The 18,636-nt window shown below is 67.4% G+C and carries 17 protein-coding genes; 6 read left to right on the top strand and 11 right to left on the bottom strand.

The genetic code is table 11. From position 1 onward, the window contains the following. Positions 1-40 precede the first annotated feature (40 nt). The 5 genes from Q8W67_RS14775 to Q8W67_RS14755 all read right to left on the bottom strand — a co-directional run bounded on the left by Q8W67_RS14775 (position 41) and on the right by Q8W67_RS14755 (position 4,089). The gene (locus tag Q8W67_RS14775) at positions 41-289 is read right to left on the bottom strand and encodes a hypothetical protein (RefSeq protein ID WP_305546743.1); all 249 of its coding nucleotides are present in this window, start codon (positions 287-289) and stop codon (positions 41-43) included. A gap of 301 nt (positions 290-590) precedes the next feature. Further along, positions 591-1,364, bottom strand: a complete 774-nt coding sequence (locus tag Q8W67_RS14770) for an ABC transporter permease (RefSeq protein ID WP_305546741.1) — start codon at positions 1,362-1,364, stop codon at positions 591-593. Further along, positions 1,361-2,275, bottom strand: coding sequence for an ABC transporter permease (locus Q8W67_RS14765; protein ID WP_305546739.1), 915 nt, complete (start codon positions 2,273-2,275; stop codon positions 1,361-1,363). Before Q8W67_RS14765 ends, Q8W67_RS14770 begins: the two co-directional genes overlap by 4 nt. A gap of 67 nt (positions 2,276-2,342) precedes the next feature. Beyond that, positions 2,343-3,398 carry an ABC transporter ATP-binding protein gene (locus Q8W67_RS14760; RefSeq protein WP_305546737.1) on the bottom strand — a complete coding sequence of 352 codons (1,056 nt, stop codon included), beginning with the start codon at positions 3,396-3,398 and terminating at the stop codon, positions 2,343-2,345. Between the two features lie 4 nt (positions 3,399-3,402). Next, positions 3,403-4,089, bottom strand: a complete 687-nt coding sequence (locus Q8W67_RS14755) for a Crp/Fnr family transcriptional regulator (RefSeq protein WP_305546735.1) — start codon at positions 4,087-4,089, stop codon at positions 3,403-3,405. A gap of 196 nt (positions 4,090-4,285) precedes the next feature. Here Q8W67_RS14755 and Q8W67_RS14750 point away from each other — a divergent pair, with 196 nt between their 5' ends. Further along, positions 4,286-5,242 carry a UDP-3-O-acyl-N-acetylglucosamine deacetylase gene (locus tag Q8W67_RS14750; protein WP_370693883.1) on the top strand — a complete coding sequence of 319 codons (957 nt, stop codon included), beginning with the start codon at positions 4,286-4,288 and terminating at the stop codon, positions 5,240-5,242. A gap of 26 nt (positions 5,243-5,268) precedes the next feature. On the opposite strand, the gene Q8W67_RS14745 is transcribed toward Q8W67_RS14750, so the two are convergent. Next, positions 5,269-6,339 (bottom strand): HD-GYP domain-containing protein, encoded by a 1,071-nt coding sequence (locus Q8W67_RS14745; RefSeq protein ID WP_305546731.1) that lies wholly within the window; start codon positions 6,337-6,339, stop codon positions 5,269-5,271. A 326-nt stretch (positions 6,340-6,665) separates the two neighbouring features. Between Q8W67_RS14745 and Q8W67_RS14740 the strand changes: the two genes are divergently transcribed. Continuing rightward, a complete protein-coding gene (locus Q8W67_RS14740; RefSeq protein ID WP_305546729.1) occupies positions 6,666-8,531 on the top strand; it encodes an ABC-F family ATP-binding cassette domain-containing protein in 1,866 nt (621 codons plus the stop codon). Positions 8,532-8,542: 11 nt separating this feature from the next. Here Q8W67_RS14740 and Q8W67_RS14735 read toward each other — a convergent pair whose 3' ends face one another. Then, the gene (locus tag Q8W67_RS14735) at positions 8,543-9,844 is read right to left on the bottom strand and encodes an aspartate aminotransferase family protein (RefSeq protein ID WP_305546727.1); all 1,302 of its coding nucleotides are present in this window, start codon (positions 9,842-9,844) and stop codon (positions 8,543-8,545) included. 94 nt (positions 9,845-9,938) lie between these two features. On the opposite strand from Q8W67_RS14735, the gene Q8W67_RS14730 reads away from it, so the two are divergent. After that, entirely contained in the window at positions 9,939-10,793 is an 855-nt protein-coding gene (locus Q8W67_RS14730) for a LysR substrate-binding domain-containing protein (protein WP_305546725.1), read from the top strand. A gap of 245 nt (positions 10,794-11,038) precedes the next feature. Here Q8W67_RS14730 and Q8W67_RS14725 read toward each other — a convergent pair whose 3' ends face one another. After that, positions 11,039-11,641 (bottom strand): hypothetical protein, encoded by a 603-nt coding sequence (locus Q8W67_RS14725; protein ID WP_305546723.1) that lies wholly within the window; start codon positions 11,639-11,641, stop codon positions 11,039-11,041. Between the two features lie 730 nt (positions 11,642-12,371). Continuing rightward, positions 12,372-13,703, bottom strand: a complete 1,332-nt coding sequence (locus Q8W67_RS14720) for an MFS transporter (protein WP_305546721.1) — start codon at positions 13,701-13,703, stop codon at positions 12,372-12,374. Positions 13,704-13,900: 197 nt separating this feature from the next. Between Q8W67_RS14720 and Q8W67_RS14715 the strand changes: the two genes are divergently transcribed. Then, positions 13,901-14,965: a WcbI family polysaccharide biosynthesis putative acetyltransferase gene (locus Q8W67_RS14715; RefSeq protein ID WP_305546719.1), complete on the top strand. Its 1,065-nt coding sequence runs from the start codon at positions 13,901-13,903 to the stop codon at positions 14,963-14,965. A gap of 71 nt (positions 14,966-15,036) precedes the next feature. After that, positions 15,037-16,062: an alpha/beta fold hydrolase gene (locus Q8W67_RS14710; RefSeq protein WP_305546717.1), complete on the top strand. Its 1,026-nt coding sequence runs from the start codon at positions 15,037-15,039 to the stop codon at positions 16,060-16,062. On the opposite strand, the gene Q8W67_RS14705 is transcribed toward Q8W67_RS14710, so the two are convergent. Both Q8W67_RS14705 and Q8W67_RS14700 read right to left on the bottom strand, forming a co-directional pair. Further along, a complete protein-coding gene (locus tag Q8W67_RS14705) occupies positions 16,040-16,774 on the bottom strand; it encodes a RibD family protein (RefSeq protein WP_305546715.1) in 735 nt (244 codons plus the stop codon). The genes Q8W67_RS14710 and Q8W67_RS14705 overlap by 23 nt on opposite strands. Before the next feature lie 91 nt (positions 16,775-16,865). Then, the gene (locus Q8W67_RS14700; protein WP_305546713.1) at positions 16,866-17,834 is read right to left on the bottom strand and encodes a hypothetical protein; all 969 of its coding nucleotides are present in this window, start codon (positions 17,832-17,834) and stop codon (positions 16,866-16,868) included. A gap of 362 nt (positions 17,835-18,196) precedes the next feature. On the opposite strand from Q8W67_RS14700, the gene Q8W67_RS14695 reads away from it, so the two are divergent. Then, positions 18,197-18,634, top strand: coding sequence for a heme-binding protein (locus tag Q8W67_RS14695; protein ID WP_305546711.1), 438 nt, complete (start codon positions 18,197-18,199; stop codon positions 18,632-18,634). Positions 18,635-18,636 lie beyond the last annotated feature (2 nt).

Here is an 18,636-nt window from a genome sequence, read left to right as displayed (position 1 = left end):
GTTCCCGGACGAGGCGGTCCTGGATGTGTCCTGCAGCGCGTCAGCGTCCGGCCTCGGCGGAGTGCGACCGCGGAGACGAGACCGAGGGCGTACCCATGAGGGCGTCGAGCCGGCTCATCCGCGCGCCGAAATCGTTCATCACGGACTGGCGTGCCTTGATCGCTGCGCTGATCTGGGGCTTGGCCGTCGCGCGAACCGGACGCGCCTCAGCAATCGGAGAAGCGAGAAGCGCGGCCAACGGGAGGAAGGTGAGAATACGAATCATGACGGAGGTCCCTCGCGCATCCATGGCGCAGCTCGGCAAAACCGTCGGGAGCGTATGTTCGCGCTCAGCGTGGCAGCGTGCGCGAGCGCACCGAACGAGCACCCGGACATCTGGCCGCCGGTCCGAACCGGACTGGACTGGGCTTCTGTCGTTCGAGATTGGTCTGCCCCGCTACGTCAGGGTGCATCGATCTGCATCGCCGACGCGAAATCTGCGGTGGCTCGCCGCGCTGCCTTTCCTCGGCAACCTGGTCGGACCATTCGTATTTGAATGGGCGTCGCGCGATTGCCGCGCGGCGGGCGCCCGGGCTGCGGGGTGAGAGACCTCAGGCACGTCCGCGCCGGTCGGTCAGCCAGGAAGCCAGGAGCACGGCCGCACTCACGAGGCCGACGAGGAGTGTCGATGCGGCGTTGATCTCCGGATTCACCCCGAGCCGGACCTGGCTGTAGAGCCGCATTGGCAGGGTGGTCGAGCCGGGACCTGAGACGAAGCTCGCGATGACGAGGTCGTCCAGCGACAGCGTGAATGACAGGAGCGCGCCGGCCACAACCGCGGGCGCGAGCAGCGGCAGGGTGATGGTGGCGAGCACGCGCACCGGCGTCGCGCCGAGATCGGCCGCCGCCTCCTCGAGGCTGCGGTCGAGCCCGCGCAGGCGCGCGGCGACCACCACCGTCACGAAGCCGGTGCAGAACGTGGCGTGCGCGATCACGATCGTTGCGACGCCGCGGTCGAGGCCGATGCCGATGAACAAAAGCAGAAGCGACAGGCCGATCATCACCTCCGGCATCACGATCGGCCCGAAGACCAGCCCGGTGAACAGCCCCCGGCCGCGGAAGCGTCCCTGGCGCTCGAGGGCCAGGGCCGAAAGGGTCCCGAGCACGGTGGCGATCAGGCTCGCCAGGACCGCGACCCTCAGGGAGACCCAGGCGGCGGCCAGGAGTGGCGCATCCGCCATCAGGGTGCCGTACCAGCGGGTCGAGAATCCGCCCCAGACGGTGACGAGGGTCGAGGCGTTGAAGGAATAGACGATCAGCACCAGGATCGGCGCGTAGAGGAAGCCGAGCCCGGCCACCAGCGCGGTGCGGGTCACCCAGGTCACGGACGCTCCTCCTCACCGGCCCGAAGGCTGTCGCGGAACAGCACCACCGGGCCGATCACGATGGCGAGGATCAGTACGGCGACCGCGGAGGCGAGCGGCCAGTCGCGGTTCGAGAAGAACTCGGTCCAGAGCACGCGGCCGAGCATCAGTGTCTCCGAACCGCCCAGAAGATCCGGGATCACGAACTCGCCGATCATCGGGATGAAGCACAGGCCCGCACCAGCGACGATCCCGGGTAGGCTCAGCGGCAGCGTCACGCTCCAGAAGACCCGCATCGGCGATGCGCCGAGATCGGCGGCGGCCTCCCTCAGGGCCGGGTCGAGGCGGTTCATCACCGCGTAGAGCGGCAGCACCATGAACGGCAGGTAGGCATAGACCAAGCCGATGACCACCGCGGCATCGGTGTTCAGGATCGTCAGCGGCTCGGAAATCAGGCCAAGCCGGAGCAGCACGAGGTTCAGCAGCCCCTCGGGCTTGAGGATCGCGATCCATGCGTAGACCCGGATCAGGAAGCTCGTCCAGAACGGCACCACCACCAGCGCGACGAGGCGCGGCTGCCAGCGGGACGGCGCCCGTGCCAGAGCGTAGGCGAACGGCGTGCCGAGCGCCACAAGGATGAGGCTGGCGGCGACAGCGTAGGCGAGCGAGCCAAGGGCGGCGTCGCGATAAAGGGTGTCGGCGGCAAGGGTGGCGTAATTGTCGAAGTTCAGGGCTTCGAGGAAGGTCGACCAGCCCTCGAGGCCACCCTGCCAATCGAGCACCGGCAGGTACGGCGGGATCGCGGTCGCCGGTTCCGAGAGGCTGATCTTCAGCGTGATGGCGAAGGGCAGCAGAAAGAACGTGGTCAGCCAGAGGAACGGCGGCAGCCGGACGAGCCGGTCGAACAGCCTCCTCGGTCCCGCGGCCTTCATCGATCCAGCTCCGTCCTCAGCCACCAGACCGGGCAGGCGAGCGCGGCGGCGATCGCGGCAGACGGCCTCATGCCGGCAGGATCACCGCATCGTCGGCCGCGAAGCCGGCCCGCGTCTCCGAGCCCACGGGCTGGTGCGCGTCTTGGGGCCGGCCGCTGGCCCGCAGGATCGTCCCGTCCGGCAGGTGCAGCGTTCGGCGCAGGCGGTCCCCCAGGAAAGTGGCTTCGGCGACCGTGACAGGCAGCCCCTCGGTCCCGAGGACGATGTTCTCCGGGCGCACGGCCACGACGACCGAGGCGCCCTCCGTCAGCGCTGTCAGGGCAGCGCGCACAGTCCCGTGCGCGGTCTGGACCGCGCGTGTGCCGCCCGGCTCGTCGGGCCCGAGACGGCCGGGGATGAGATTCACGTCACCGAGCAGGCCCGCCACGAAGCGGCTCGCCGGCCGCCGGTAGAGTTCTGCCGGCGGTCCGACCTGAACCAGCCTGCCGCGCTCCATCACGCCGATCCGGTCGGCGAGCATCATCGCCTCCTCGGGATCGTGGGTGACCACCACGAAGGCGGTGCCCAGGCGCCGCTGCACGGCGCGCAGCTCCCCTTGTGTCTCCTCGCGCAGGCCTCTGTCGAGGGCGCCGAGAGGCTCGTCGAGGAGGAGCAGCTTCGGCTCTCGGGCGAGCGCCCGGGCCAGGGCCACCCGCTGGCGCTGCCCGCCCGACAGGGTCTCGGGCCGGCGATCCGCGAAACCGTCCAGGCGCACGAGCCGCAGCAAGTCTGCCACGCGGGAAACCGCAGCCGCCCGGCCCATGCCCTTGAGGCCGTAGCCGACATTGCCGGCCACGCTCATATGCGGAAACAGGGCGTAGGATTGGAACATCATGTTCACCGGCCGGCGGTGAGGCGGCAGCACCGTCAGATCCAGTTCGCCCAGCCGCACGCGGCCGGAGGTCGGGGTCTCGAAGCCCGCGATCATGCGCAGGAGCGTGCTCTTGCCGCAGCCCGAGGGACCGAGCAGGCAGAAGAACTCTCCGGGCTCAAGCTCCAGGTTCACCGCGTGCACGGCTGCGTGCGTGCCGAACCGTTTGGTGAGGTCCTCGAGCCTCAGGCGCAGCGCGGTCGCGTCCGGCAAGGTGTCAGGAATCCTCGCGCAGCGCCTCGGCCACGCGCGCTTCCAGGAGGTCGGGCCTCCGCAACACCAGGGCGCCGCGGGTTCGGTCGACCAGACCCTCGGACGCCATCGCGGTGAACTCGCGGGTCACCTGCTCGCGGCGGCAGCCGATCCGGGCGGCCAGCACATGGTGATAGGGCGGCGGCGACACTACGCGCTCGCCGGAGGCGCCGGCCCTGGGAACCGAGAGGCGCAGCAATTCGGCATAGAGCCGGTGCTTCAGGTCGAGGAGCGCGTGCTCCATGATCCGGGTGTTCAGCTCGCGCACCCGCTTGGCAAGCAGTCGGAACAACCGGTCGGCGATAGCCTCGGAGGCGAATACCATCTGCCGGAACACCGCGGCCGGCACCACGCAGACCTCGCCGCGGGTAAGGGCCGTCACGTTGGCGGAACGGCCGATGCCGTCGATGGCGGCCAATTCTCCGAAGAACGCGCCGCCGCGCATTTCGCCGAGGATCACCTCCTTGCCGGACTGGGTCCGGTTCAGGATGCGCACCTCGCCCGAGGCGATGAAATAGACGTCCGTGGAAATGTCATCGAAATCGACGAGCACCTCGTTCTCGTCGAAGCGGCGCCAGTGACAACGGGACTCGTACGGGCCGAGTTCGATGCCTGGATCCTTGAAGAAGGGTATCGTCCCCAACCGTGCCATCGATCCTGTCCCCCCGACCCCGGCCTCCGTCCCTGCCCTGACGGGTGCCGGCCAGCAACTCTGGGGACGGGAGCAGCCCACATCGTTAGGCGGCGTGCCGTTCCGGCCGCGCTCGATGGGGCCTAAATATCGTGACGACCGCGCGTTGGCCGGTCAAGCCACGCTCTGCTGAACAGGAGTTTATTAGCGTGGACCGATGAACGGGGATAATTTCCCGCGCCGCTGCGGTAGGCGGTTCGCGATGCACGATGAGTACGAAATTGCAGGCCTCAAGTCCGGCACGGTCGCGCCGACGGGCCGCATGCAGGCAACACTGGCCGTTGCGTTCGAGCGCTCGGGGCGAAGCCTGCATTCGGGACGTCATGCCACCGTCCGGGTCTGCCCAGCGCCGGCCGGACATGGAATCGTGTTCCGCCGTCGTTTGAAGGACGGGCGCGCGATCGACGTGCCTGCGCTCTGGAAGTTTCGGGAATCGCAGCCGCTCTCATCGGCGATCCGGCGCGAGGGCGTGCTCGTGCGCACGATCGAGCACCTGATGGCGTCGTTGAGTGCCCTGAAGATCGACAACGCCCTCGCCGAGATCGACGCGGACGAGTTGCCTATCTTCGACGGGAGCGCGACACCCTGGTGCGAAGCGATCCAAGAGGCGCGCCGTGTGGAGCAGCCGCATCCCTGCCGGACGATCCGGCTCCGGCGGACCGTCTCGGTCCAGGATGGACGCCGTCGGATCAAGATCGGTCCGGGGACGGGTCTGCACGTCACCGGCCATGTCGCGCTCGCACATTTCGGCTCGATCGACTGGTCCGGCGCCATCACGCAGGAGAGTTTCGTGCGCGAGATCGCGCCCGCGCGCAGCTTCGGCCGCTATGTCCGTGCCATGGCCGGGCGTGCCTACGGATACGCCACCCGAAAGGACTTTCTGCAGGGCGTCTCCCCGCGCTCGGCGGCACTCCTGGTGCGCGGGCGCGTGCTCGGCGGAATTCGCGTCCCGGGTGAGCCGGTCCGACACCGGATCCTGGATCTCATCGGCGACCTGGCTCTGGCGGGCCACCCCGTGGAGGGCCGGGTGGCGGCCTTCCATACCGGCCACGAATTGAACCACGCGCTGGTCGCGGAACTGATGCGCGACGAATCCGCCTGGGAACTGGTCTGACGGCCGCCGCCGGGTCGGCGCGCGCGTCAGGCCGAGGCGCGATACGGCGGCGGTTCGCAGGCAATGGCGACACGGCCGAAGGCTCGGACGAGATCCGGGTCGAGTTTCGTGCCCATGCGCTCCAATATCGCGTAGGCTTCCCGGGCCGGTTTGGCCGCCTTGTAGGGCCGGGACTCGATGAGCGCCGCGAAGATGTCGCAGATCGTGGTCAGCCGGACGAGGTCCGGGATCTCGGCAGCCCGGAGCCCGTCCGGATAGCCCGTTCCATCGAGATACTCGTGGTGCGAGCGGACGACGGCGAGCGTCAAGGCGTCATAGCCACCATCCAGAAGCATGGCATGGCCGATGGCCGGATGACGATCCATCGCGACCCGCTCCTCCGGGGTCAGCGGGGCCGGCTTGTTCAGGATGGTGATCGGGACCCGGGCTTTTCCGATGTCGTGCAGCAGCGCGCCCCTGGTCAGGTGATGGGAATCCGCATCGTTGAGTCCGAGCGTACGGGCGAAGGCTGCGGCGAGTCCGGCCACGGTCAGGCAATGCCGATGGGTCTGGTCGTCGAAGCTGGCGACGACGTTCAGCCAGTCGCGGACCTTCGACTCGCGAATCGCCCTGTTGACGATGGCGGTTCCGGAATCGACGATCGTCGGCGCCGGCGCTTTGTCGCCGCGGAAGATGACCGTGAACTTGGCGCGGGCCTCCTGGGCGCATTGCCGGAGACTGCCGATTCCGACGGACGTGGGGTCGTCGGTGGCGCCCAGGGCCGCGACGGCGTTGAGGAGCATGGCGATCGCCGTCGAGGCCGGCAGGATCCGGGTCGCGCCGAGGGCTGTGGCCTGGATCTCGCCACGTCCAAGATTGCCGTGGATCAAGGCGAGGAACGGCGTGGACCCGCCCCGCGCTACAGCCAGTGCCCGGCGCAGCCGGAGCACGGCCTCCGAGGTCAGCGCGCTCACGTCGCTGATGACCAGGGTCGAGCCCGAGGGCGGCTCCGCATCGCCGTAGAGATCGTGGAGAACCAGGCTCGGACCGCCGCCAAGGCTGCGCACAAGCCGGTCGCCACGGCCGAGATCGTCTGTCAGGATCAGCGTGCGGCCCACAACGTCTCTCCTTCACAGCCCCCTGACAGGCCTGCGACCCAGAAGATTTTCGTGCCCCCGCGACCCGATGCTTCACGGCCGCGGAGATTCGACCGCCCGGAGCCGGCCATCGATCCGATGAAATGCCGACCGCGACGCAGTCACCGGAACCATTTCGCACAATCAGCGCGCGATTGATGCGATTCCGTTAAAATCAACGTTCCCGGTTCCACATTCAGGCCGCGCTACAGGCAATGTGTTCGTGCGCGCGCTTGCCGTGCAACACGCCGGGCGCCTGTGCGGACGGCGCGCTTGCCTCCCCGCGCCCGGACGGCCAGAACGCCGCCATGCTGCGCGTCAATGACCTCACCTACCGCATCGGCGACCGCCTGATCCTCGATTCCGCGAGCTTCTCGATTCCGGACGGGGCCCGGGTCGGCCTCGTCGGGCGCAACGGTGCCGGCAAGACGACGCTGTTCAAGGCGATCCTCGGCGATCTGCCGGTCGACGCGAAGTCGGTCTCGCTGCCCAAGGGGATGCGGATCGGCGCAGTCGCCCAGGAAGCACCGGCCGGACCGGAGACGCTGCACGCGGTCGTGCTCGCCGCCGATACCGAACGAGCCCGGTTGATGGCGGAAGCCGAGCACGCCGACGGCCTGCGGCGGGCCGAGATCGAGACCCGCCTGGTCGATATCGGCGCACATTCCGCTCCGGCACGCGCCGCCGCGATCCTGCACGGGCTGGGCTTCGACGCAGCCGCACAGGCGCGCCCCTGCTCAGACTTCTCCGGCGGCTGGCGGATGCGCGTCGCGCTGGCCGCGGTGCTGTTCTCCGAGCCTGACCTGCTGCTCCTCGACGAGCCGACCAACTATCTCGACATCGAGGGCACGCTCTGGCTCTACGACTACCTGGAGCGCTACCCGCGCACCGCGATCATCATCAGCCACGATCGCGACCTGCTCGACACCAGCGTCGACCACATCCTGCACCTCGACCGCGGCAAGCTGACGATCTACCGCGGCGGCTATACCAGCTTCGCCAAGCAGCTCTCCGAGAAGCGCGTGCTTCAAGCGAAGGCCAAGGCCAAGCAGGATGCCGAGCGGGCACATCTCCAGAGCTTCATCGACCGGTTCAAGGCCAAGGCCACCAAGGCGCGCCAGGCCCAGTCCCGGGTGAAACGGCTCGCCAGGATGGAGCCGATCGCCGCTCTGATCGACGACGACGTGCCGGTGATCCACCTGCCGAGCCCGGAAAAGCCCCTGTCCCCGCCGATCGTCGCGATGGAGCGGGTGAAAGCCGGCTACGGCGAGCGCGTCGTGCTCAGCGGGCTCGACCTGAACCTCGCCCCCGACGACCGCGTGGCGCTGCTCGGCGCCAACGGCAACGGCAAGTCGACCTTCTGCAAGCTGATCGGCGGCCGGCTCGGGCCGCTCGCCGGCGAGGTCAGGCGCTCCTCCAAGATGGAGGTCGCCTACTTCGCGCAGCACCAGCTCGACGAGCTGCGCCCCTCCGAGAGCGCCTATGCGCATGTCCGCAAGTTGATGCCGGACGTGCCGGAGGCCAAGGTCCGGGCGGCAACCGCCCGGCTCGGCTTCGGCGCCAACAAGGCCGACACGCCCGTGGAGAAGCTCTCCGGCGGCGAGAAGGCCCGGCTGCTGATGGGGCTCGCCGCCTTCCACGGCCCGCATCTCCTGATCCTCGACGAGCCGACCAACCACCTCGACATCGAGAGCCGCCAGGCACTGGTCGAGGCGATCAACGATTACGAGGGCGCCGTCATCTTGGTGAGCCACGACCGCTTTCTGGTCGAGGCCTGTGCCGACCGGCTGTGGCTGGTGGCCGACGGCACGGTGAAGACCTTCGACGGCGACATGGACGATTACCGCCGCTTCGTCCTGTCCGGCCCGGAGCGCGAGGACGAGCGCGATGAGGAGCCCACGGGCGGGCAGAAGGCCGAGGCGCGCCGGGCCGGGGTCGAGCGCCGCGCCGCGCTCGCCCCGTTGCGGAAGAGGCTCGAGGCGATCGAGGCGCGGATGGCGAAGCTGACAGCCGCGATCGAGAAGATCGACGCAGCCCTGGAGGACGGGTCCGCCTTCCGGGAGAACGCCGCCAAGGCCGGCGAGATCGCCAAGATGCGGGCCGACGCCGCGAGCGCTCTCTCGGTTGCCGAGGAAGAGTGGCTGACGGTCAGCGCCGAGATCGAGGCGGCCTGAGCCTGGCTATCCTACAGGCAGTCTTCGAGGGCGCGTTCCAGGATCTCGACGCCCAGGTCGATCTCCTCGTCCGAAACGGTCAGCGGCGGGGCGATGCGGAAGACGCCGCCCATGCCCGGCAGTTGCACGATGTTCATACTGAGGCCGAGTTCCAGGCAGCGCCGGGTGATCGCGTCCCCGAGTTCGGGCGCCGGAACCTTCGTGCGCCGGTCGGCCACGATCTCAAGCCCCTGCAGCAGACCCCGGCCGCGCACGTCGCCGATACAGTCGAACCGCTGCTGTAGCGCGCGCAGCCGCGCGGCGAGCCGCTCTCCGGCCCCGGCGGCCCGGGTGATGAGTCCGTCGCGCTGAACGATCTCCAGCACCTTCAGGCCCACCGCCGCCGGAAGCGGATCGGAGACGTGGGTGGTGTAGAACAAAAAACCGCGCGCATGGCAGAGTTCTTCGATTTCCGCCGTGGTGACGAGCGCGGACAGCGGCAGCCCGGCGCCGAGGGTCTTGGACAGGGTCAGGATGTCGGGCACGACGCCGTCTCGCTCGCAGGCGAACATCAGGCCAGTGCGGCCGACGCCCGTCTGGGCTTCGTCCAGAATGAGCAGCATGCCCCGCGCGATGCATTTACGCTTCAGCGCCGCGAGATAGCCCAGCGGCAACTCGATGATGCCGCCCGAGCTGAGGATCGGCTCGGCAAGGAAAGCCGCGAGGTTGCCGGTCGATTGCTGGTCGACCAGCGAGAACGCGTAGTCGAGTTCGGCCTGCCAGTCCGCGGCGCCGTCCTTCTCGAAGGCCGGCCGGTAGGCGTTCGGAGCCGGGATCGCGAAAGACCCGACCGCGGCCGGACCGTAGCCCTTGCGGCCGGCGCTGTAGGTCGCCGCGGCGGCACCAGCCGTCATGCCGTGCCAGGACTGAGCGAAGCTCACCACCTCCCAGCCCCCGGTTGCGAGCTTGGCCATGCGCAGCGCCGCCTCGTTCGCCTCGGCTCCCGTCGTCAGCAGCATCGCGCGTTCGAGGCCACCCGGTGCGAGGCGGGCCAGCTCCGTGGCGAGATCGACGACGGGCCGGGTCAGCATGCCGCTGAAAAGGTGGTCGAGATGCTCGGCATGATGCGCCACCACCGCGGCGATCTCGGGATGGCCATGGCCCAGGATGGCGCTCATCTGGCCGGAGGTGAAGTCCAGGATCGGCCGTCCATCTGCGTCGTAGACGAAGCTGCCTCTCGCGCGCTCGATGATCAGCGGCGCAAAGGTCCCCCCGTATCGCACGAGGTGCCGGCGTGCCCGCCTCCAGAAGTCAGGGTCCGCATTCCGTGCCATGGCCGCCTCGGGTCTGTCGAAGGTGCGGTCATGCTAGGGACGGCGGAGATCGCATGGTAGCTTATAGAGCTGAACCGAGACTTCAGAATTCCTGATGGCTGCCAGCATGGACATCGATCTGCTGCGGAGCTTCGCGCTCGTGGCCGAGACCGGCGCCTTGAGCCGCGCCGCGGAGCGGATCGGACGCAGCCAGGCCGCGCTCAGCATGCAGATGAAGCGCCTGGAGGACATCGTCGGTCAGCCGCTCCTGACGCGGACTGGGCGCGGGATGCTCCTGACGGTGCAGGGCGAGCGCCTCCTGGTCCACGCGCGCCGCATCCTGGCGTCCCACGATGACGCCCTGGCGGAACTCTCGGGCCGCAGCCTGGACGGGACGCTGCGCTTCGGGTGTCCAGATGATTATGCGGACGCTTTTCTGCCGGCTCTGTTGCGCAGCTTCGCGCAACTCCACCCTGCCGTGGTGATCGAAGTGGTCTGTGCGGCGACACCCCGCCTTGAGGGCCGGTTCGAGCGCGGCGGCCTCGATCTCGCTCTGATCTCGGTTCCCCTCGACACCGAGCACGGGATCCTGCGCCGCGAGGAGCTTGTCTGGGTGGGTCCGAAGGGCGACGCCGCCGACTGGCCGGACCCGCTCCGCTTGGCGCTCGGCGATCCGGACACGCTGGACCATCGCGCGGCGCTTTCAGCGCTCGACAGGGCCGGACGCGCCTATCGGATCGCCTATGCCAGCGGCAGCCTGTCGGGGCTTCTCGCCGTGGTGCGATCCGGCCAGGCTATCGCGGTGCTCACCAAGGCCGCCGTGCCGGCCGATCTGCGGGTCTTGTCGCGCGCGAGCGGGTTGCCCTCCCTGCCCCGGATCGGCCTCCTGCTGCGCATCGCGGATCGCCATGCTTCGCCGCTCACGCGCGCCTTCGCGATGCATATCCGGACCGTGCTTCCGATTCTCTGAACTGACGCGCTTTCCTTCAGCGGACAGTTCCTTTGCCAGCCGAGAGGGCCAATCTGGGATACCTTCGCGGCACGCCGTGACATGGGAGGGGATCGACGCGACCTGCCATCCTCGGCCGTACCCCATAGGACGAAGCTTGCAGGATACGGCTCAGCGGAAAGCGCGATGCGAGTGGCTTATGGCCCCCCGTCGCCGATACGAAGCCCGATCCACGACAGCTTCGCCCGTCACACAAGGACGGGCTCTTAGAGCAAAAACTGCTTTTCGAGCGTTGTCTTTGGCCAGAAAACCATAATTTTTTTGTCGTCCACATTGACCCAATATACATTTAAATTCGGATTTTTGTTCTTGAAATCCTCATAGTGCATATTGTTGCACATGAGGTAAACGCCGATCGCATTGATCCAGTCACAGCCGGGACGGGCCATGACCAATGGCTCATCCTTTGCCGCCGATGCACCGACTGACTTCAGAAAATCTTGATTTCGTTCGTACAAAGGACGCAAATCCAACGGTGTCGCGGCATCCGCTTCGTCCGTCGACAAAAGCGTGATGGAAATTGTCGGATCGACGGCCTCGTCATCGGAATGACGCCCCTGAACTATGGCCGGGCCTGAAGCGCTCTCCCCGCCCTCAAAGCGGATGGACAGGGCGGACCGAGACTCGAACCCGCCGGACTCCGGAAATGCATGTTTCGTCTGTGCCAACGACAGGATGGCATCAGCCGCTACGCTCGACAGGACAAAAGTCGATCTCGGATCCGGTGCCGCCGACTGAACGGGCGAGCTCTTTGTCGCGGATGCAACTTCCCCAGGCGTCTCAACCTGTGGAAGCAGGAAAGCCGCCATCGACCGAGGCGATACTGGGCTTACGGCGAACATATTTAACACCTCACTTCCGATTTTGATAATTGAATATCAGATCTAGTTGTCTTTATACATTATATTTTACTAAAAATTACATCGTAATTATCATATTGAAATCCCCTGACTGGGACCGGAAGCCGCCACTGCGACCGCAGACACATGGCTCCAGCATGGATACGCTCTGACAGCAGTCATTCGTGTCGTCGCTCGACAATCGCGCCCGATGACTGGCTCTTCCCACGGCTGATGCCAGTGGCAACCGAGCGTCTTGAGCGAGTCCGGAATTCAAAATAACTGCGCCTATCCGACCTCCGAAGGTCATCATGACCCAAGAGGCCCCGTTCTGAAGCCTCACGCTCCAGCACAGGCATTAGGCGCACTGGACGAGAACCGTGTCAATGAACGATTGGAAGAAAATCTAAGATATTTTTCGGTTGATATACATGGAATAAAATCACATTTTGTCATTTTTTAATTTCATTTTTTGGATTAATCAGAATATTAGTCATACACATTTACCAAGTATGATCGATAACAGGACTTCATCTGTCTCATTTGCCATACCGAACACGCTTCACAGCGCCCACGCGTCACAAAATACGGTTGGAAGCGACGATCCAGGCATGCGCCGACGAGGAAAGCGCCTGCCGTCGGCGTGAGCTTGCCGCGGGTTCGCGATCGTAAAAGATACGGCGCCGGGCTGACCGGCGAATCAGGCCTGCGCCGGCTCGATCGCTTTGGCACGCCGCCGCCCAAGGAGCAGAGCGAGCAGGCAGCCGGTGCCGGAGAGCACGGCCAGCGGCAGCAGCCCGAGCGGGTAACTGCCGGTGGCGTCCTTGATCAGGCCGAGCAGGTAGGTGCCGATGAAGCCGCCGATATTGCCGATGGCGTTGATTTGCGCGATGCCGGCCGCCGCCGCGCCGGCCGAAAGCCATTCGGTGGAGAGCGCCCAAAACGGCCCCTTCACCGTATAGGTGGCGGTCACGGCGAGGCAGAGAATCAGGATCGTCGGCACCAACTGTGTAGTGGCGGTCGAGGCGGCGAGGCTCAGCGCCAGCAGCCCCAGCGGCAGTGCCGTGTGCCAGACCCGCTCGCAACTCCTGTCCGAGGACCGGCCCCATAGCACCATCAGCACCGAGGCGATCCCGAACGGGATCGCGTTGAGCAGCCCGGTCTCCAGGTTGGAGAGGCCGAACGATTTGATGATCTGCGGCTGCCAGAGCGACAGGCACTGGCTGGCTCCCGACGCGCCCGCGTAGATCAGCGAGGCGGCGAGCACGTAGCGATTGCGCATCACCTGCCAGACCGAGAGGTGCCGGGCAGGAGCGGCCTTACCCGGGACCACCGACGCACGCTCGCTCGCCAGCCTGTCCTGAAGCCAAGCGCTCTGCTGGGGTGTCAGCCAGCGCGCATGGCCCGGACCGTCCGGAAGGAAGACCAGGGCGAAGAAGCCGAGCAGCACCGCCGGCACCGCCTCCAGGATGAACAGCCACTGCCAGCCGCGCAGGCTGAGCATGCCGTCGATGCCGAGGATCGAGGCCGAGATTGGTGAACCGAGGAAGCTTGAGATCGGGATCGCCACCATGAACACCGCCACGATTCGCCCGCGATAGGCGCGTGGGAACCAGTAGGTCAGGTACAGGATGACGCCCGGGAAGAACCCGGCTTCGGACGCGCCGAGGAGCAGCCGCACCGCGTAGAACGAGGAGGGCCCGACCACGATGGCCATCGCGGCCGAGACGAGGCCCCAGGTGATCATGATCCGGGCGATCCAGATCCGGGCGCCGAAGCGCTCCATGGCGAGATTGCTCGGCACCTCGCACAGCACGTAGGAGATGTAGAAGAGGCCGCCGCCGAGCCCGAACTGCGCCGCCGAGAGCCCGATGTCGTGGTTCATCTGCAGCGCGGCAAAACCGGCATTCACCCGGTCGACGAAGGCGACGAAGTAGGCGAGCATCAGGAACGGCAGGATGCGCCACGCCACCCTGCGCAGGGTCGCCCGCTCGATGTCCGGAACCGCGGCCGGCGCCAGCGTCGGGACCATGTCGCTCTCCTCCCCGTTCCAGCAGCCCGGCTCGGAGCAGGCGCATACTGGCCGCCAGTGCTGGTGCACGACAGCTTTGCTCGACTGTCATAGCCATGAATCGGGCGCGATCGTGCCGGCCCGAGACCTGCGAATAGCCGCCATGTCCGCGCCGGTTCGGTTTGCCCGCGGCCCGCGGACATGCGAGAGAAGCCCGCATGTTGACCGTCGATAGCCTTTGGCGCGCGCGGCACCGGATCGCGCAGATCGGAAAAAAGCGAACGGGATCGCCCCGCATTCTGGTGGTGGGTGTCTGCCAGGCCGGCGCCATCGCCAAGGCGACGCGATACCTACTGCCCGACGCGCAGGTGGATTTCGTCTCGGCCTTCACGGCGGGACGCCGCTTCGCGAAGCTCGCCGACCTCATGGCCCATGCCGATGGCTACGACCATGTCTACTCCAGCATCTACCTCCCGCGGTTTAAGGACGGGGGTACGATCGACACGCTGCGGACGCACCCTAAGGTCCGCCTCATCCCGACGATCGTGTTCGGCGCCTACCACCCCGATCTCGTCCATGTCGGCATACAGGATTCCGTGACGCTCAAGGGCCTGATCTCCGGGCCGATGGGGCATTCGCACTCCGCCATCACCCTCTACGCCTACCTCGCCGGCTTCTCGCAGGCGCAAGCCCTGCGCCTTTTCGCGGAACCGGTCTTCGAACGCCTCGGCTACTTCGATCTCTGGACGGATTCCGTGGCCTACCTGCGCGGCCTCGGTGCCCAGGCGCAGTACGACCTCGACACGCATCTCACCCGCTGGGCGCGTAGGGGGTGCTTCATGCACTCGATCAATCACACCAAGCTCTACGTGGTCGCCGACCTCGCCCGCGGCCTGCTGAGCAGGTCGGGCGTCGCCTACCCCGATTGCGACCTCGACGCGTTCCTTCCGGACGATCTCGGCGGTCAGGGCAGCTGGCCGGTCTATCCCGAGATCGCAGCGCATTACGGCGTCCCCGGCAGCGCCCTGTTCTTCAAGGCTGAGACGCGGCGCTCCGGACCGGCTCGTACGATGACGCGGGCCGAGTTCGTGGCAGCGGCATACGCGAATTACGACAAGCGCCCGCGCGAGGTCCTCATTTCCCAGCGCGTCCAGGGCTGGCGCGCCGATCCGGCGACCGTTGACTTCCTCCGCGAAGCCGCGGGCCGGGGCAGCGGCACGATCCGCCCGGCCGGCCGCGCCCCGTCGCTCGCCGCGGGCAGCCTCGCCGGCCACGCATCCTGAACCGGGGGCACTTTCGCCCGCCCCTGGCGTTGTCGCCCACCTAGGTCGGGGTGACCGACGCCGAGGCTACGATGAGCAGCCAAACTCCGGATCGAGGCCGCGCCGGTTCCTATCTGGCCGCAGCGGCTCTGAGTCTCGTGGGCGCGGCCGCCGGCCTGGTCGGCTGGACCCGGTTGGCGGTGGACCGCCGCATGCCTCTCCCAACCGCCCTCCCCGGCCAGCATGAACGCCTCGCCGCCGGGCCCGCCGGCGACGTCTCGCTCTACAGCTCTGCCGAGGCCGAGGGCGTGCCGCTCCTGTTGATCCACTCCATCAACGCGGCGGCGAACGCCTACGAGGTCCGCCCCCTGTACTTGCATTACCGTACGTCCCGGCCGGTCTACGCTCTCGAACTGCCGGGCTTCGGCTTCTCCGAGCGGTCGCGCCGGCGCTACACCCCACGCGTGATGGTGACGGCGATCGATGCGGCCGTCGCCGAGATCCGCCGACGCCACCGCGGCAGCATGGTCGATGCCGCGGCGTTGTCGCTGTCGGCGGCCTATCTGGCCCGGGCGGCCCTTGAGCGGCCCGACGACTATCGCAGCCTCGCCCTGATCAGCCCGACCGGCTTCGACGCGCGGCTCTCCGGCGAGCAACCGCCGGACGGGCATCGCGGTCGCGACTGGCTGCGCGACGTGCTGGATCGGCCGCCCTTCGGACGGGCGCTCTTCGACGCCCTGGTCACGCGCCCGAGCATGCGCTTCTTCCTCCGGAAGACCTTCGGTTCCAAGGACGTCGACGAGGGCCTGTTCGCCTACGATTACGCCTCGGCGCACCAACCGGGCGCCGAACACGCGGCCTTCTGCTTCATCGCGGGCCACCTGTTCCCGACCGACACCACGCGCCTCTACGAGGATCTGCGCCTGCCGGTGTGGATGGTCCATGGGACCCGGGGCGACTTCGTCGATTACCGGCTGGTGCCGCGGGTCGCCGACCGGCCGAATTGGCGCATCACCCGTCTGGATACCGGCGCATTCCCGCATTTCGAGCAGCTCGACGCAGTGACGGCAGCCTACGACGCCTTCCTGGCGGATCTCACGCGCGATCGGCGTCCGTGACGGGGTTGATGCGGTAGCGCAGCCACACGACGCCACCGGGGAGTTGCTCGCAGGCGGTCAGCACGAGCTTGGCCCGGCTTCCCATGGAATCCGCCTCCTCGCCGGGAACATCGAACACCGCGGGGGTGCCCGGAAGCCCGTCGACCGCCGGCGCGAGCAGAAGGCTCAGTTCGTCGATCACGCCGGCCTTGAGCATGGAGCCGTTGATGCGGCCGCCGCCCTCGACCAGCAGCCGCTCGATTCCGAACAACGACCGCAGCTTGGCGAGTGCCAGCGCGAAATCGATCTCCCGTTCGCCCGCGAACAGATAGGACTGGCCTCCGGCCCGCAGTGCCCGGAGATGTGCATCGGGTACGGATCGCGTGAGCACGACAACGACATGGTCGCCCTCGATCTCGTTCCGCGCCCCCCAATTAAGACGCCCGCTCGCATCGAGGGCGACGGCGTAGCCGGACGCTCCGCGCCGGGCGAGGTGATCCTCCCGGGATACCGCGCTGGCGTCATCCGGGACCGGGTCCGGCAGGGGATCCGCACTGTCGGCATAGCCCTGCATGGTGACGCGTCCGCACATCCAGGCATCACCCTTCAATTCGGCGTGGACGCGCTCGTAATGGCCATCGGCGTCGAGGGTCTTCCAGCGGCGAACCATGATCCGGCCGTCCACCGACGAGGTCATGTGGCAGATGACGTAGGGGCGCTGCGCGTCGGCCATGGAACTTCCCGGGCGTTTGATCCGGCAAGAACGATAGGGGCAGAGTGTGTCGCGGCAACGCGCGCGCTCGCGACGAACGGATTTCTAGCCGTCAGCGAAGGCGCGACAGGGCGAGGAGGCGGTCGATGGGACCGGGATTCAATTCCCGCCGGACCCTGCGCTCCGCGAACGCGTCAACCGAGAAGCGGTCGGTTGGCACCCGCCGCAGAAAACGCTCGGCGATCTCATAGACCACGAGGTCGGGCTTCACCGCCGCCACGTAGGTCCAGTCGATCTCGGCGGACCAGATCGTGTGCACTTCTCGAAAGCTCTCGGCCAGCATCGCCGTGAGGCGTGGCCCCTGGTCGAACACGTAGGAATCGCCGAACAGAACAACGCGCCGGGGGTCGCTCGCCTCAGAATTGCGCATCACCGCGCGCGACCCCACGAAGAAGCCGCTTCGCCCGGCGACGCGCCCCGTCTCGCGCAACTGCACCAGCGCGTTGGCCTCGCTCCTGTGCGCGCGCCTCGGGAAGTCGTGGGCGAAGTATGCCTCGTCGACGGGCGGGGTTAGCTTGCCCCCTAGGTCGAACACGAAGCGCGCGGAATGTCCCGTGCCGTCGAGCACATGGGCTGCGGGGGTGACACCCAGCGCGGCACATAGAGTACGGTAGGCCGCGATGTAGCCGCGATGGTTCCAGTGGGTATCGGTGCGGAGGTAGACAGGCCCCTCGCACCGCGCCTCCTGCAGGGGCCCGTAGAGGTCGACCACTTCGGCGCCGGTGCCGCCTACCAGAAACCGGCCGAGCCGCGCCCCGGGCGGATCTTCAAGGTTCGGGAACGGCCTATCCAGCGTGTCGGCGTGGACCGCGATCTTCTCGGGCACGATCATGTGAACGTAGGTCGCGCCGACGGCCTTCGCGCGGCGGACGCGTCCGTCGACGAGGCGCAACCAACGTTGCAGCAGGCGGCGGGACGCCGCGGTATCGGCGTACAGGCTGGCCAGTTCGTTCGCCCGCCCGACCCAGAAGAGCCAACCGTCCCGCCCGACCGCGATGCCGCGCGCGCCTGCCTGAGCCACCAATCGACCGTCCCCGAAGAATCCTTCCCGGCATTGCCATACCCATGCTGTCCGCCGGCCGCGGACACAAGCCGGAACCACACTTCACTACGGCGAAGCGGGGCGAGAGGTCGCGCGAGGTGACGGCGCGGTGCTGGGCAGGCTTTTGCGCGCAGGCTGAGGACGGCCTGCCTGTCGGCATGCCCGCGCTGTGGTGCCGCCACGTCCCGATCCGTTGAAGCACGATACCTTTTCGCGGACGCATCATCATGCTCTATCTCTTTGGTGTCGCATGATGATTTCGAACAATCGGATTCCACTTCTGCACATCATGCTCTAAGGAGATGACCGCCGCCCGGAGCGGCGCCGGCACGTGGAATCCGATGATCGACCTAACCCTCGAGGCCGCCAACACCATCGTGGACACCGCCCTGCGCGAGGCCCGTACCCGCGGATTGAAGCCTTTGGCGGTGGTGGTCTACGACGCCCGCGGTTCGCTGAAATCCGTAGCGGTCGAGGACGGCACGTCCCTGCGCCGGGCCGAGATCGCCTGCGGGAAGGCCAACGGTGCCCTGGCGCTCGGCCTCGGCTCCCGGGCGATCCACGCCCGCGCGGAGGCACAGCCCTATTTCGTGGCGGCGGTCAGCCATGTGGCCGGCCCCGCTGCGCTCGTTCCGGTGCCGGGTGGCGTACTGATCCGATCCGGCGAGGGTCGCCTGCTCGGCGCGGTCGGTATTTCCGGCGACACCTCCGACAACGACGAGATCTGCGCGGTAGCGGGCATCGAGGCCGCCGGCCTGGTGCCCGAGACCGGCGCCTGAGG

The organism is Methylobacterium sp. NEAU K (assembly GCF_030700285.1).
Taxonomy (GTDB): domain Bacteria; phylum Pseudomonadota; class Alphaproteobacteria; order Rhizobiales; family Beijerinckiaceae; genus Methylobacterium.
The sequence above is the reverse complement of the archived record's forward strand: the minus strand, read 5'-3'. Positions and strand labels throughout refer to the sequence as shown.